Genomic DNA, 12,711 nt, shown 5'->3' with positions numbered 1-12,711 from the left:
TTATGCTTTTTCAAACCATTCCATTAGCGGACGTCCAATAATAGTCATATTTTTAAGCGTATATGGGCGAACAAAACAACAACGAACTTTTTGAGCAGCAAAGGGCCAGCGTCGAGCAGGTATATCTTGCGCCTACCAAAAGCTTTATCGAGAAGTTAGCACAAGAACGCCAGTTCAAAATCAGATCTCCGTATCCGACGATTCACGAAGTTTATTTCAATATGCATAAATAGATTAAAAGAACTTTTAGGGTGCAAAGCAGTATGTCAATTTCACTAAATCTTCTATAAAAAGGTTCGATACTTCTATTGCCCAGGCTACTTGAGCACGAATAGGCCTTGAAACAATCTTCAAGGCCTATTTCTTTTAAAAAACTAATAAAGCGCAATAAATCAACGAGTTAACTAGTTCAACCCTGCTCAAGTCACCTCAAGCAGGAAAATTTTAAAAAATATCACTTCCTCTAAGAAAACAAGCAAATAACCGCCTAATAACAAGCAATTACAACCAAACAGACACACAATATCCGTTCGATATTAACTTCCCCTCTTCATATTTGTTCGATAGTTAAACGTGAAAGTCCTTTCAAGAAGTCCAAAACTAACTTGGCTTGCGATAACGAAATTACAGAACCGTGCTTCTTATAGATATTAACAACCTCTTCTGGGGTATAGCTTCTTCTTTTCTCTCTTGTTTTCATAAAATTAGCACATGATAATCCCAATTAACAATATCAGTAACTGTTAAATACCATAATGGTTTGCCAGCTCAACGCCTTTCTCCAGTGAGTATCAGAATTATACTGATTTTCCACCAGATGAAATTGCATTAATTTCTTTTTGAATGCTTTCACGAATTTTCTTCTTTTTTGAGCGCTTAACATTTCATCAAGTGATAGCAAAATACATTCCTTTACAAGGTTAAAATAAGAACGACAGGTATCTTAGAGATAGAAGAACAAATACTGGTCGAAAAGTTGATTGCAATAGATGAAAACCAAGAGTCAATTTTAAAAGAACTACTACGCAGGACAACACAGAGGTTAAAACTGAATGAAAATAAACCGTATCTTACTAACAATATTTAATCCTCTCAATGAATAAGCATCTTTACATAATTGTTGCCATCTTGGCAGCATTCTTAGCATTAGCAATTTTAATAATTAAAAAGCTAGAATTAAAACCTTTACATATCATTTTCATCGGGGCTGGCCTCGCAATAGTTGCCGCAGTAGTTACTGCTTGGGGAACTCTTTTGCAAAATGATCGATCCTCCCAAAACACTCAAGAACTGAAAGATCTGGGCAATAAAACGCTTAACAATACCACCTTGCAATTGAATATAGCTGGAAATCTGAAAAAGCAAAACGATAAGCTTAAGTCCGATTTGGAACGAAGAGATGCTAAGATTGCAGCTCAGAGTATAAAGATTCTTGAACTTAGCGATAAGCTAGTTGAAAAATCCGAATATATAAGCGATCATCTTACTGGAGGTAAAGGATATCCGTTACTGGTTACAAAAACATTAGGATCATCTGATTCCAATGTACCCCTTAAATATTATTTTGAAATTATGAACGAGGGCGACCTACCACTATACGACATAACTATAAATGTGTTTGACTGGGATTACCTTAAATCTAAGTTTATCGATTCGGGTAACCCGGATAAACCATACTTGAATAGAATAGATTTTGAGATAGCTAATCTGTCCGTTTTAAATGAAAATCAAATGTCACCTGGAACTTCAATACATGATCCTCATCAATATGAATTTAAAAATTCATCTCTGTTCATAAAACTTAAATCACGAAGTTCTTTCTTATTTGAGAAAATGGTATTTATTGAACATTCGGGTAAGGTATACAAGGGATTCGTTGTTTATAAAGAGGGCAAGGTGATTAAGGAATGGGTGCAAGACAACACCCCAGCTACAGTAAGAGATGCTATAAAAAAGAAACTTGACTCGATTCCAGATAAAGTCAATTGGATATTGATACAATAATGGATAAACCAATTCAATTGACACTATCTGGCCAATACTGGAATATCTTGTAAAATTTAGATCATAAGACTATTAGCTGTAGGATTGTTTTTGACGAAGAGGGGTAAAAGGGTGTATGCTGGTCGATTCCGCGTCCCTGACCACCTTGGCGAATGGTCTGGCACAGGGGTCTTATCCTTGAACGATCGACATATTCTTTAAATGTTATGTTATAGCTTAGCCACCATCTGTATTGCGTTGAAATATTTATGACATCCGATCATGGCATATTGTACGTTTCATCATTGCAGACCATAAATTTTCCCACGCAAAATGAATAGGTCCGAAGTATATTTTTACCACTATGGCAATGATCATGAGCAATGCACTTCACCATATCAAAATGTGCATAACTATACTGGCATCAGCATGTCCTAAAACATCCCTGATTATTGATCAAATAAGATTCTTTAACCAGATGGCTCACTTTAGCCATTCCATTGGAATATCGTGTTGATAAATGAACCTATTGGAGATTTCTTTTTTACTTAGTTTTGCCGAAACGAAAACTTCTTTGTAAAAAAGAAACGACTGGAATTAAAGTTGTATTAGTCCAGCATATTTAAAATATCGCATTTAAAAATTATGCAAATGGCGGGATCGATAAAATCAGTCCAAAAATGGATTTATATATCGTGCTTTTTTAACAATACGACAACTGTTTTATAGATTTATCAGATGCTCAATAACAGCAATGTCACAAGGGCAATGATTATATAATTGAATAATGCTGAACTTTTGTATATGTTGCGTCATATAGGCCATAAAAGAAGTTTTACCCATAACCTGCGTTTAGCTATATTGCTCTGCCTGAACGCAGGATTTATCAATGCTGCAGGGTTTATAGCATTTGCTGTCCTGACCACTAATGTAACCGGTCATGCAGCTTTATTGGCGGTTAACCTGGCAGAAGAACACTGGCGTTCGGCACGGATGGTTGTCCTTTGGTTGTTTCTTTTTCTGGCAGGTGCATTTTGCTCAGGATGGCATATAGGCCGGAATGGACGAAATCAAGCTGCTGCATATTCTGCACCGATCATTGTAATTATGCTCATCGTAGGCTTTGTTGCGCTCTATGGGCCACATTATCAACAAACCCTTCCTGAAACCGAGTACTTCGCAGGAAGCTTATTGTTCGCAATGGGCATGCAGAATGCATTAGTTTCGATGATCTCGGGTTCGGTTGTGCGTACTACGCACCTAACAGGGATGTTCACAGACCTTGGAATTGATCTCTCCGCTTTAGCCATTTCGGGATTTAAACCGGAAGCCACACTCAAGCGTCGTATCCTGTTGCGTATTTCCATTATTATATCCTTCCTGGCCGGTGCTGTCGCCGGTGCACTTTGCTTCAACAACATGTCTTTCAGCGCTTTTTACATACCAACGGGGTTGTTATTCATCGCGCTGTTCTATGATTACCTGCGGGTCAAATTGCGTCGGCTATTGAGTTCCCAGCACGATAAAAAACCGTAATTTCATATCTGGCAACCTTTAAATTCTACAAATCACCATATCAAAGCAACAACAATTAGAGTTCATCATAAGGCATATTCTTTTCGCGAAACTGGTGGGTACTGCCATAAATGTGCTTGACCAATTTGTTGTCTTTCCATATGCCTAACACTTAATTTCCGAACTTGTCGGTAACCTTGCTTCACCGTTAAGTTTGCCATTTTTAATCCCGCCTCCATATTTACTTCCTTTGACAGTTGGGCGTGCGGCGTAAGATCTTCCATCTGGTCGGCGACATTGAAAGCCGCCCTATCGCTGGCAATAATTCTTTTCCTGATGGGGCTAAACAGTTTGGAACGAAGCGAAGCGGATACTTTCGCTGAAATATACAGGTTAAACGTAAAAACCTTTTTGTTTGTTAACGGCTAAGCCCTTACCTGTTGCTTCGGCTGTTTTGAACGGATTTTTTCCCTGAACCGATCGATCCGCCTTTTATTGTCTTGTTGCAGCAGCAAAGGATAAAGGTTCATCAGGATATTCACTAACATCATGATCAAAGCGAATAGCCAATCGCCCTTGAAGAGCTTTGCCCCTACAAACGGCAGCACAAACAGAAACCCGCACAGGTGCCCGATTTCTGCCACTGTCATCTCCTGGCGCAAGGAATCCAATTCGCTTGGCCTGATCCTCTTTTTCATGGAAAGCTTCGGGTTGAAGTATTTGAAGAACGAATTTTGGACAATCCACCTGAATGCGTCAAGGCCAATCATCCTTCCCAGCCATTCGTTCCTGATCAAAAAGAGGTTCGTTAATCGTGTTTTGTAAAATTGGGTGCTGACCAAAAGCGCGTTGGCCATAATGCCGATAATCCAAGAGATGAAGGCGATGGATAGACTGAACGTAAAATACTTGAGAACCATAGCTTATTTTAATGGAGGCAAATGTAAGGAGATTGGTCCATTTTGTTTCTAAGCACGCTTCTGATTTTTAGGTCCTGCCCTGTTGTTTATAGAAACCCTACATGACAATGATCAAAAAGACCAACCTGGGTAAAGGTTGGTCTTTTTGATTTTCAGTGAACGTCCATTATTTGATGCAGGACGTGGTCGAGCTTAAATCAAGCTCCTAGCTTTGATGTTCAGGCATGCCATCGGGATTCATCCATACAAATTCCCAATGGTGGCCATCGAGGTCTTCAAAACTGTGCTGGTACATAAAGCCATAATCGCTGGCCGGGTTAGGCACGGTGGCTCCGGCGGCCACGGCCTTGTCTACCATTTCGTTAACAGCTTCCTTGCTGTCGGCCGAAAGTGCGATGGAACATTCTATTGCTTTATGCGCATCAACAATTTCTTTTTTGGTAAAAGTCTGGAAAAAAGGCACGGTAAGCAACATCACGTAAATGGTATCGCTGATGACCATGCAGGTCGCTTTCTCGTCGGTAAATTGCGGATTAAAAGTATAGCCCAGTTTGGTAAAAAACTCCACGGATTTGTTGAGGTCTTTAACCGATAGGTTTACAAAAATTTGAGTTGCCATAATTGCTTTGATTTAGTTTATCCAAAACTACGGCAATACCGTCTACCTTCAAGCGTGCAAAAGGGACAAGTTAAGGGGCTAATTGCGACTCGTACAACCTTCGATTGCCTCAAGCAATAGTTGCTTGATACATGAAAAGTGAATGCCCGTTATTTTCAGCCAAAAAAAGAGATATTGAGCTAAGCAACGTTACAAACAAGAGCCAACCTTACGGTTCGCCTCAATCAGCACCACATCGACAGCATCGCCTACTCTAAGCCATTGCACACCTTCAACACGCCTGGGATATTTCCCAAAATTGCTATCTTTCCACATGCAGCACCAAGAGTTTGAAGCTCCAGCAGCCTTACGCGACACTATCAAGTGCTTTTGGCACAATAAAAGAACATTTGAAACGGCCGAATCGAGTTTTGAAGTAGTTCCCGACGGCTATGCCGAAATTATCTTCTACTTTGGCAACCTCTACCAAGCTTATCCTAGAAATCTGCAGCGTTTACCCTCGCCATTCGTCATGGGCTTGCTCAATCAGCCTATTATCTTTTACACGGATGGTCCTTTGGAAATTATTGGCATCCGATGTTTTCCATGGACTGTATTCGACTTGCTCGGTTTGCCATCGCGCAAACAGGGTGTACACTTGTTTGAGCATCCGATAGCTGATATCCAAGCCACATTGGCCAAACAGGTAAAAACCGGCCAAATTGATGAAGCAATTTTTACGCTGATTCAATATTGCTTAGCTATGCGGCAACAGATTGCTGTTGACCATACGCTTGCAAAAGCCGGCATGGCCATAAGGAAAGCCAATGGCGCCATGTCTGTGGGTAAGGTAGCTGCCGAAGCCCATGCCACGGTGCGTACCTTGGAAAGAAAATTTAAGCAGGCTGCCGGTCACACGGTTAAAGATGTTTCGGCGCTCATCCGTTTCGAGCAGGTGCGAAACCGTTTGTGGCACCTTCCAGATTCGAATCTTGCCGGCTTGGCCCATGAGCTGGGCTACACCGACCAATCCCACCTCAGCAGGGAATTCAAACGCTTTACGGGCACTACGCCAGCGGCATTCGCCAAAAAAGCCAAACAAGGCAAACAAGCCATAAGCGGCGATTTTGTCGCATTTGTACAAGCCTAGCCCTTAAACATTGTCGAATTTTGTGTTTCAATCATTCAACATGAAAACAACACGACAAGACCATAAATCTATAAAAAACCAAGCCATTTACGATGTCGTTATTGCCGGTGCGGGGCCTGTAGGTCTTTTTTTAGCCTGCGAACTGGCCCTGGCCAAATGCTCGGTCCTGATTCTCGAAAAAACCGCAAATAACCAGTCGCCTTTAAAGCAGCTCCCTTTTGGCATCCGCGGCCTTTCGGCTCCAACCATTGAAGCCTTTTACCGTCGTGGCCTTTTTGATGCCTTGGAACTCCATAAACAACTCAAAAATCCCCACCAAAACGCCAAAGGGGGCAAGCATAGACAGGTCGGACATTTTGCGGGTATTCCATTAGCCGAAGGCAACATCCATAGCTCAAGTTGGAAATATCGCCTGCCAAGCGCTACACCAACCAGTCTAATCACCGAGATGCAGGAAATCGAAACCGTACTGGCAAAGCGTGCAACAACTTTGGGCGTAACAATTAAACACGATCAGGCAATTACCGGTTTCGAACAAACCGACAACGCAGTAACGGTATGTAGCAACCAACAGTCTTTTAAAGGCAAATGGCTGGTAGGCTGCGATGGTAGCCGAAGCGTGGTGCGTAAAGCTGGCGGCTTCGAATTTGAGGGTACCGAGCCCGAATTTACCGGTTATTCGACCAAAATAGATCTTGTTGACCCAGAAAAACTCCAAACGGGCCGCATCATGACTGCAAGAGGGATGTACATGCAATCGCAACCTGGCTATTTGCTGCTCCAAGACTTTGATGGCGGCGCGTTCCACAACTCGGGGCAAGCCCCTACTTTAGCACACATACAAACAGCGCTACGCCGGATATCGGATACCGATGTAACCATTAGTGCTTTGCATACGGCCACTACATGGACAGACCGGGCCAGACAGGCTAAAACCTATCGCAACGGACGGGTATTTTTAGCTGGCGACGCGGCCCATATCCACTCGCCCTTAGGTGGGCAAGGACTTAACCTTGGGCTTGGCGATGCCATGAACCTGGGCTGGAAACTGGCTGCCACCCTTCACAATAGAGCGCCTGAAGACTTATTAGATACTTATGAGGCCGAACGGCATCCAATAGGCGCACAGGTACTGGACTGGTCGCGGGCGCAGGTGGCCATCATGAACCCAAACCCGGCTTCGCGCGCGCTACATGCCATTATGCGCGATCTCATTGCCACACCAGATGGCGCTACTTATTTTGCCAGCAGGATTTGGGGCATTTTTACGCACTATGAACTTAATGGCAACCACCCGCTTACGGGCTACAGTGTTCCGAATTTTGAATTTGAAGACGGCACCACTATTGGCGATTTTATGCACGATGGCCAAGGCATATTGCTCGACTTTGCAGACAACACTTCGCTAAAAGCCTTGGCACTTCCATACAGCAAACAATTAAAATATATTTCACATCAAGCAAAAAACCGGCTTGGTCTAAACGCCGTATTGGTTCGTCCAGATGGTTTTATTGCCTGGGCCTGCGAAGGCGAGCCAGATGGGAATGAGCTTAAAAAGGCCATTGCCAAGTGGTTTATGAGCCATTCGGGAACCGAGCAATAAATCATTCGCGAAGTTTTTTCAGAAAAAATTGCGTAGTCAAATAACTACATTTATATTTGTAGTCAAATAGCTACATAATGAATTTACGAAGAGATGTATTCCAAGCCATAGCCGATCCGACCAGAAGAGCCATCCTGCTCTTGGTAGCCTCGCAATCGATGACTGCAGGCGCCATAGCCGCCAATTTCGATACCGCCCGGCCAACGGTTTCCAAACACCTCCAAATCTTGACCGAATGCGCCTTGCTGCAACAAACACCAAACGGCAGGGAAATCCACTATCACATCAATGCCCAAAAAATGAAAGAAGTAGCCGATTTTATCGAACCCTTCCGCCAAATGTGGGACGATCGCTTCAACAAACTGGAAAGCATCATGAAAAACTATCAAGCCCAAAAATAGAAGCATATGGAACTCAAAACAAAAATAGATGCCCAGGAAGGCAAACAGGAGCTCACCATTACCCGCGAGTTCGACCTTCCCCTTCAATTGCTCTTTAAAGCTTATGAAGAACCCGAAATTGTAGCACAGTGGATGGGTACCAAGGTACTGCAGCTCGACAATAAAAAACATGGCAGCTACCGTTTCGAAACCAGCGACAAAAATGGAAACGTGGTATTTAGGGCCAATGGCACCATCCACGATTTTGTGCCTGACCAAAAAATTACGCGAACCTTCGAAATGGAAAATACGCCCTTTGATGTACAGCTGGAGTTTTTGGAGTTTGAAAAACTGACTGAACAAACCAGCAAGCTTACCATGCATGTAGTTTACCGATCGGTTGAACTGAGAGACAACATGCTCAAGCTACCTTTTAAACAAGGCATTAACATGGCGCACAACCGATTACAGGAGGTTGTTGGTCAACTCAACTAACCGGCCATGAAGAAAAGAAACAAAATCATTTATTGGGTGGCCACGCTTTGGTTGGCTTTAGGCATGACCTCCACTGGCATCGTACAGCTGCTCAGATCGAAAGACGAGGTTGCCAACATTAGCCATTTGGGCTATCCGCTTTATTTGCTTACTTTATTGGGCATTTGGAAAATATGGGGTGCGGTGGCTATCCTTACTCCTAAATCCCCCTTATTGAAAGAATGGGCCTATGCCGGTTTTTTCTTTGCGATGTCGGGAGCTATATTTTCACATATTGCGGCAGGCAATCCGCTTAGCAAAATATTTCCCGCCCTGCTTTTATTGATGCTCACTTTAGTGTCGTGGTATTTCAGGCCCGCCGATAGAAGACCAGCGTTGACCTAGCTTTTAATTTTAAATCCTGTTTCTTAATTTACATCAAATGGATGCTGTTGAATACTTGAACAAATTTAAAAAAGCCACCGAACAGCTTGACCCAAAAAGGATTCACGAAAAACAGCTGGAAGTAGCAGTTGGCGAGGTCTTGGATTCGTTTTTTTTAAAATTGTATAAAAAATCGTGGGCAAGTCCGTTTCAAGAGCCATTAACAGCCCAATCGAGAATTTTCTTTTCTGTGTGGATCAACAAAGAGGCCATTGAAGAACAAAAAATCCTGTACAATATCCATGCTTTTAAACTAAGGCATTTGCAGGGTTATAAGATCCAAAGCAGAAAATTTGCAGAACTTTTTAGGACTAGCTTTACAAATTTCGAACATAAATGGCCAAATGTAAGCGTTGATTTCGGACCGCTCACCTTAATGGAGGGCTGGTTAAAATTAGCTTTAGAAAACATGGAGGGTGATATCCTGAAATTAGCCAATGGCTTTTTAGAGATTGAATATTTGATTGATGATACCTTAGCCCACTTTAAAACGAATTGACATGAATCCTAAAGTTGACTTTTATTTCAATAAGAACAAAAATTGGCAGGAAGAAGTGGAACGTCTGAGATCAATCGCGCTCGACTGTGGTTTAGTTGAAGAATTGAAATGGGGCTGTCCTTGTTATACTCATCAAGAAAACAACATTGTACTGATCCATGATTTTAAGGAGTACTGTGCATTTCTCTTTTTTAAAGGTGCCTTGCTCAGCGACCCCAATCATATCTTGATCCAACAAACCGCCAACGTACAGGCGGCGCGTCAAATCCGCTTTACCAATATCATAGAGATATTAGATCAGGAAGCTACCTTGAAAGCCTATATCCACGAAGCCATTGAGGTGGAAAAAGCCGGCCTGAAAGTGGAGCTTAAAAAGACAACCGAATTTAAGGTTGCCGCAGAATTCCAGCATAAGCTGGATTCAATTCCTGCCTTAAAAAAGGCTTTTGAGGCTTTAACGCCTGGTCGACAAAGGGCGTACCTTTTGCATTTTTCTTCGCCCAAACAATCGCAAACCCGTACATCGCGGGTAGACAAATGCATTCCGCAAATTTTGAACGGTAAGGACTTAAACGACTAGAATGAAAAACGACAAAAATCAACCGATTAATGATATGAAAAGCAATAAAAAGAGCCTATCTCCTCAACAAAACGAAGAATTGCTCAGCCTTTTAAAAGAGCGCTTCGAGAAAAATGCAAACCGCCATAAAGGCCTCGAATGGGCCAAGGTGCAAGCCAAATTAGAAGCTGATCCAACTAAACTTTGGGTACTCGACGAAATGGAAAGCACCGGCGGTGAGCCTGATGTAGTGGATTATGACCAGAAGACCGATGAATACATTTTTTTTGATTGTTCGACAGAAAGCCCGAAGGGACGCAGGAGCATTTGCTACGACCACGAAGCCCTGGAAGCTCGGAAAGAACATAAACCGGCCAACAGTGCCATTGAAATGGCCAAAGACATGGGCATTGAAATTTTAACAGAAACACAGTACCGGGAACTGCAGCAATTGGGCAATTTCGACACCAAAACCTCAAGCTGGGTATTAACCACTCCGGAAGTGAGAAGACTGGGAGGTGCGCTTTTTTGCGACCGACGCTACAATACTGTTTTTCTATACCACAACGGTGCCGAATCTTATTATGCCGCACGTGGTTTTAGGGGCTCGCTGAGGGTTTAGTTGAGCAAAAACACGATTTAGAGTAGACCTCAAATAGCAGATTTCTTGCCTATCTGACTAATGGCATGTGCATCAATTAAGATCGAGGGCACATCCTGAGCGTCTTAGCCCTGTAGCTGTTAAAGGGTTGGCGAAGTAAATCCGCTGTTAATTGGGAAATGCCTGCTCGACTGCCCTAGCTGCAGATTTTTAATCCACTTCCTATTGCAAAACCGATGCTCAAGGCATCCCAACCAATTTAAATTGAAACCTACTATTTTTTCAGGTAATCGATTACCACATTGTTGGCCAAATAACCTTTAGGGCTTCGCATTAACTTGGCACCGGCTGGTACTTCCACAAGCAGCACCGAGTTTTGCGCAGTGATATTGATTCCAACCTTACCGCTTACATTTCTGGCCAAGAATTTTTGGCTCACGGCATCATAAAGATCTCTTTTGCCTTTTGAGCTGATCACATAATTTATACTCCGAGCCACATTAAAAGGATTGTACACCAAATAGCTTGGATAGGCTTTATTGCGATAAAAATCTGTAGCCAATACATCGAGTTTCAAAATCCCGGCCACATTTGTAGGCTGGATAATGCTTCCAAAAATGCCTACATGTCCGCTGCCGTAAACACTGAATTGCGATACATCCGGATTTTTTCCGGGCACCCATTTTGGCCCGTCGCCTTGGGCCACCGGGGCTTTCAATTGTGTATACAAGGTATCGAAGGTAGAAGCCTTGGCCATGCCTTCGTAGGCAATTACTCCTTTGGTTAACTGGGCATATTGAGGCAAGGTTTGGTGCTGGGCCGGCATGTATTGCGGATAAAACAGCCTCGAGGCATTGGCGGCATTGAGCATCCATTTGCCAATGGCATTGGCATATTGCGGATCGTAACGCACCAAAGGCACTATGGGCCAGGCCATATCGAAAGTATTCATCAAAAAGCCATAACCACCATGGTCAACCGTACTGCCAACAATACCCGAAATATCATAGCCATTCCAATTGCCGGTTAGTACGCCCCAGCCCTCACGGCAAACCGCAGTCCCATCAAACGTCCAGCTCAGCATTTTAGCTACATCAAAATGGGTACCTACCTCGGCATTCATGCGCGCTGCCAAATAAGCGCCAAAAGGCATCAGCAACTCATAGGTTGGATTGATGGGCTGGGCTTCTAAGGCTTTCATCGCACTGATGGCCCCTTTGAGGTATTTCTTATCGCCAAATTTTTTCCAGGCACTGTACAGCACATAGGCATGGCCTGCCGCAGCATCGGGTTGTGCACAAATTTGGTTTTTCATGGGCTTGAGCTGTCCATAATCGAAGAAGGAATAATCGTAATTGCCGTTCAGTATCGAATCGGCTTTGTAAAATTTATCGGCAATGCTTTTGGCCATCCAATCGAAATCCTTTTCATGCGGATATTTTTCTACAATGGCATAAAAAAGCACATTGGGCCAAACATCGTACCACCAATCGCGACCATAACCACCACCGAGCAAAGCTACTTCGGGTGCCGTGTTGTTCATCATGATATTCCATTTGGTATCGCGGTTGAAATAGTTTTTCAGCATCGCCACGTAATTGTACTCCTGTTTACTTTTGTCGATACCCACCAAACTGGCCCCCAATACAGCTCCCATGTTGGCTACCGCCTCATGAAACATGCCTTTGTTGTTGGTGCCCTGCCTTACATCGGCCATTGCGGTATACATACCCAAGGTGGGCTGGTCAAAATTTTTGCGTGTATTGTCTATCCAAACCATTGGCCAATATTGTTCCTTAGCTTTAAAATCGTAAACGGTTTGGTCAAATTTGGCAGCCATGGCCTTCCAATCTATTACCTGCAAAGGCTGGGGCACGTTAGCCATTTCGTTAACTCGTTTCAGTTCAATTTGTTTCACCTGTGCCCCAGCGCCGAGGGCCGTAAGCAAGAAAAGGACAATAAATAGCTTAAAAGAATGTTTCATG

The 12,711-nt window shown here is 43.1% G+C and carries 13 protein-coding genes; 10 read left to right on the top strand and 3 right to left on the bottom strand.

The features are described 5' to 3' along the window. Window positions 1–1,095: 1,095 nt before the first annotated feature. Together AC6H1S_RS03360 and AC6H1S_RS03355 are read left to right on the top strand one after the other, a co-directional pair. Window positions 1,096–2,004 carry a hypothetical protein gene (locus tag AC6H1S_RS03360; RefSeq protein ID WP_497565104.1) on the top strand — a complete coding sequence of 303 codons (909 nt, stop codon included), beginning with the start codon at window positions 1,096–1,098 and terminating at the stop codon, window positions 2,002–2,004. Window positions 2,005–2,787: 783 nt separating this feature from the next. Beyond that, window positions 2,788–3,519, top strand: coding sequence for a YoaK family protein (locus tag AC6H1S_RS03355; RefSeq protein WP_497565103.1), 732 nt, complete (start codon window positions 2,788–2,790; stop codon window positions 3,517–3,519). Window positions 3,520–3,923: 404 nt separating this feature from the next. Here the strand turns inward: AC6H1S_RS03355 and AC6H1S_RS03350 are convergent, their stop codons facing one another. Next, window positions 3,924–4,418 (bottom strand): glycosyl-4,4'-diaponeurosporenoate acyltransferase CrtO family protein, encoded by a 495-nt coding sequence (locus tag AC6H1S_RS03350; RefSeq protein ID WP_199139000.1) that lies wholly within the window; start codon window positions 4,416–4,418, stop codon window positions 3,924–3,926. A gap of 205 nt (window positions 4,419–4,623) precedes the next feature. Continuing rightward, window positions 4,624–5,037 carry a VOC family protein gene (locus AC6H1S_RS03345; RefSeq protein ID WP_199139001.1) on the bottom strand — a complete coding sequence of 138 codons (414 nt, stop codon included), beginning with the start codon at window positions 5,035–5,037 and terminating at the stop codon, window positions 4,624–4,626. 313 nt (window positions 5,038–5,350) lie between these two features. Between AC6H1S_RS03345 and AC6H1S_RS03340 the strand changes: the two genes are divergently transcribed. The 8 genes from AC6H1S_RS03340 to AC6H1S_RS03305 all read left to right on the top strand — a co-directional run bounded on the left by AC6H1S_RS03340 (window position 5,351) and on the right by AC6H1S_RS03305 (window position 10,747). Next, window positions 5,351–6,166, top strand: coding sequence for a helix-turn-helix domain-containing protein (locus AC6H1S_RS03340; protein ID WP_497565102.1), 816 nt, complete (start codon window positions 5,351–5,353; stop codon window positions 6,164–6,166). A gap of 40 nt (window positions 6,167–6,206) precedes the next feature. After that, a complete protein-coding gene (locus tag AC6H1S_RS03335; RefSeq protein WP_497565101.1) occupies window positions 6,207–7,769 on the top strand; it encodes an FAD-dependent monooxygenase in 1,563 nt (520 codons plus the stop codon). Between the two features lie 77 nt (window positions 7,770–7,846). Further along, window positions 7,847–8,170 (top strand): ArsR/SmtB family transcription factor, encoded by a 324-nt coding sequence (locus AC6H1S_RS03330; RefSeq protein WP_497565100.1) that lies wholly within the window; start codon window positions 7,847–7,849, stop codon window positions 8,168–8,170. Between the two features lie 6 nt (window positions 8,171–8,176). Further along, window positions 8,177–8,644, top strand: a complete 468-nt coding sequence (locus AC6H1S_RS03325; RefSeq protein ID WP_497565099.1) for an SRPBCC family protein — start codon at window positions 8,177–8,179, stop codon at window positions 8,642–8,644. Between the two features lie 6 nt (window positions 8,645–8,650). Continuing rightward, window positions 8,651–9,028, top strand: a complete 378-nt coding sequence (locus tag AC6H1S_RS03320) for a DoxX family protein (RefSeq protein WP_497565098.1) — start codon at window positions 8,651–8,653, stop codon at window positions 9,026–9,028. Between the two features lie 37 nt (window positions 9,029–9,065). Next, on the top strand, window positions 9,066–9,566 hold the full coding sequence (locus tag AC6H1S_RS03315; protein ID WP_497565097.1) for a hypothetical protein: 501 nt from the start codon (window positions 9,066–9,068) through the stop codon (window positions 9,564–9,566). A 1-nt stretch (window position 9,567) separates the two neighbouring features. Then, window positions 9,568–10,146: a YdeI/OmpD-associated family protein gene (locus AC6H1S_RS03310; RefSeq protein WP_497565096.1), complete on the top strand. Its 579-nt coding sequence runs from the start codon at window positions 9,568–9,570 to the stop codon at window positions 10,144–10,146. Window positions 10,147–10,180: 34 nt separating this feature from the next. After that, entirely contained in the window at window positions 10,181–10,747 is a 567-nt protein-coding gene (locus AC6H1S_RS03305; protein WP_497566017.1) for a DUF4256 domain-containing protein, read from the top strand. Between the two features lie 253 nt (window positions 10,748–11,000). Here AC6H1S_RS03305 and AC6H1S_RS03300 read toward each other — a convergent pair whose 3' ends face one another. Then, on the bottom strand, window positions 11,001–12,710 hold the full coding sequence (locus AC6H1S_RS03300) for a hypothetical protein (RefSeq protein WP_497565095.1): 1,710 nt from the start codon (window positions 12,708–12,710) through the stop codon (window positions 11,001–11,003). Between the last annotated feature and the right edge of the window lies 1 nt (window position 12,711).

The sequence above is a fragment of the Pedobacter sp. TM02 genome (assembly GCF_059705275.1).
The sequence above is the reverse complement of the archived record's forward strand: the minus strand, read 5'-3'. Positions and strand labels throughout refer to the sequence as shown.

Excerpts from the sequence above, each read along its gene's own strand:
- AC6H1S_RS03360 (WP_497565104.1), top strand. The coding sequence starts at position 1,096 with ATGAATAAGCATCTTTACATAATTGTTGCCATCTTGGCAGCATTCTTA.
- AC6H1S_RS03355 (WP_497565103.1), top strand. The coding sequence starts at position 2,788 with ATGTTGCGTCATATAGGCCATAAAAGAAGTTTTACCCATAACCTGCGT.
- AC6H1S_RS03350 (WP_199139000.1), bottom strand. The coding sequence starts at position 4,418 with ATGGTTCTCAAGTATTTTACGTTCAGTCTATCCATCGCCTTCATCTCT.
- AC6H1S_RS03345 (WP_199139001.1), bottom strand. The coding sequence starts at position 5,037 with ATGGCAACTCAAATTTTTGTAAACCTATCGGTTAAAGACCTCAACAAA.
- AC6H1S_RS03340 (WP_497565102.1), top strand. The coding sequence starts at position 5,351 with ATGCAGCACCAAGAGTTTGAAGCTCCAGCAGCCTTACGCGACACTATC.
- AC6H1S_RS03335 (WP_497565101.1), top strand. The coding sequence starts at position 6,207 with ATGAAAACAACACGACAAGACCATAAATCTATAAAAAACCAAGCCATT.
- AC6H1S_RS03330 (WP_497565100.1), top strand. The coding sequence starts at position 7,847 with ATGAATTTACGAAGAGATGTATTCCAAGCCATAGCCGATCCGACCAGA.
- AC6H1S_RS03325 (WP_497565099.1), top strand. The coding sequence starts at position 8,177 with ATGGAACTCAAAACAAAAATAGATGCCCAGGAAGGCAAACAGGAGCTC.
- AC6H1S_RS03320 (WP_497565098.1), top strand. The coding sequence starts at position 8,651 with ATGAAGAAAAGAAACAAAATCATTTATTGGGTGGCCACGCTTTGGTTG.
- AC6H1S_RS03315 (WP_497565097.1), top strand. The coding sequence starts at position 9,066 with ATGGATGCTGTTGAATACTTGAACAAATTTAAAAAAGCCACCGAACAG.
- AC6H1S_RS03310 (WP_497565096.1), top strand. The coding sequence starts at position 9,568 with ATGAATCCTAAAGTTGACTTTTATTTCAATAAGAACAAAAATTGGCAG.
- AC6H1S_RS03305 (WP_497566017.1), top strand. The coding sequence starts at position 10,181 with ATGAAAAGCAATAAAAAGAGCCTATCTCCTCAACAAAACGAAGAATTG.
- AC6H1S_RS03300 (WP_497565095.1), bottom strand. The coding sequence starts at position 12,710 with ATGAAACATTCTTTTAAGCTATTTATTGTCCTTTTCTTGCTTACGGCC.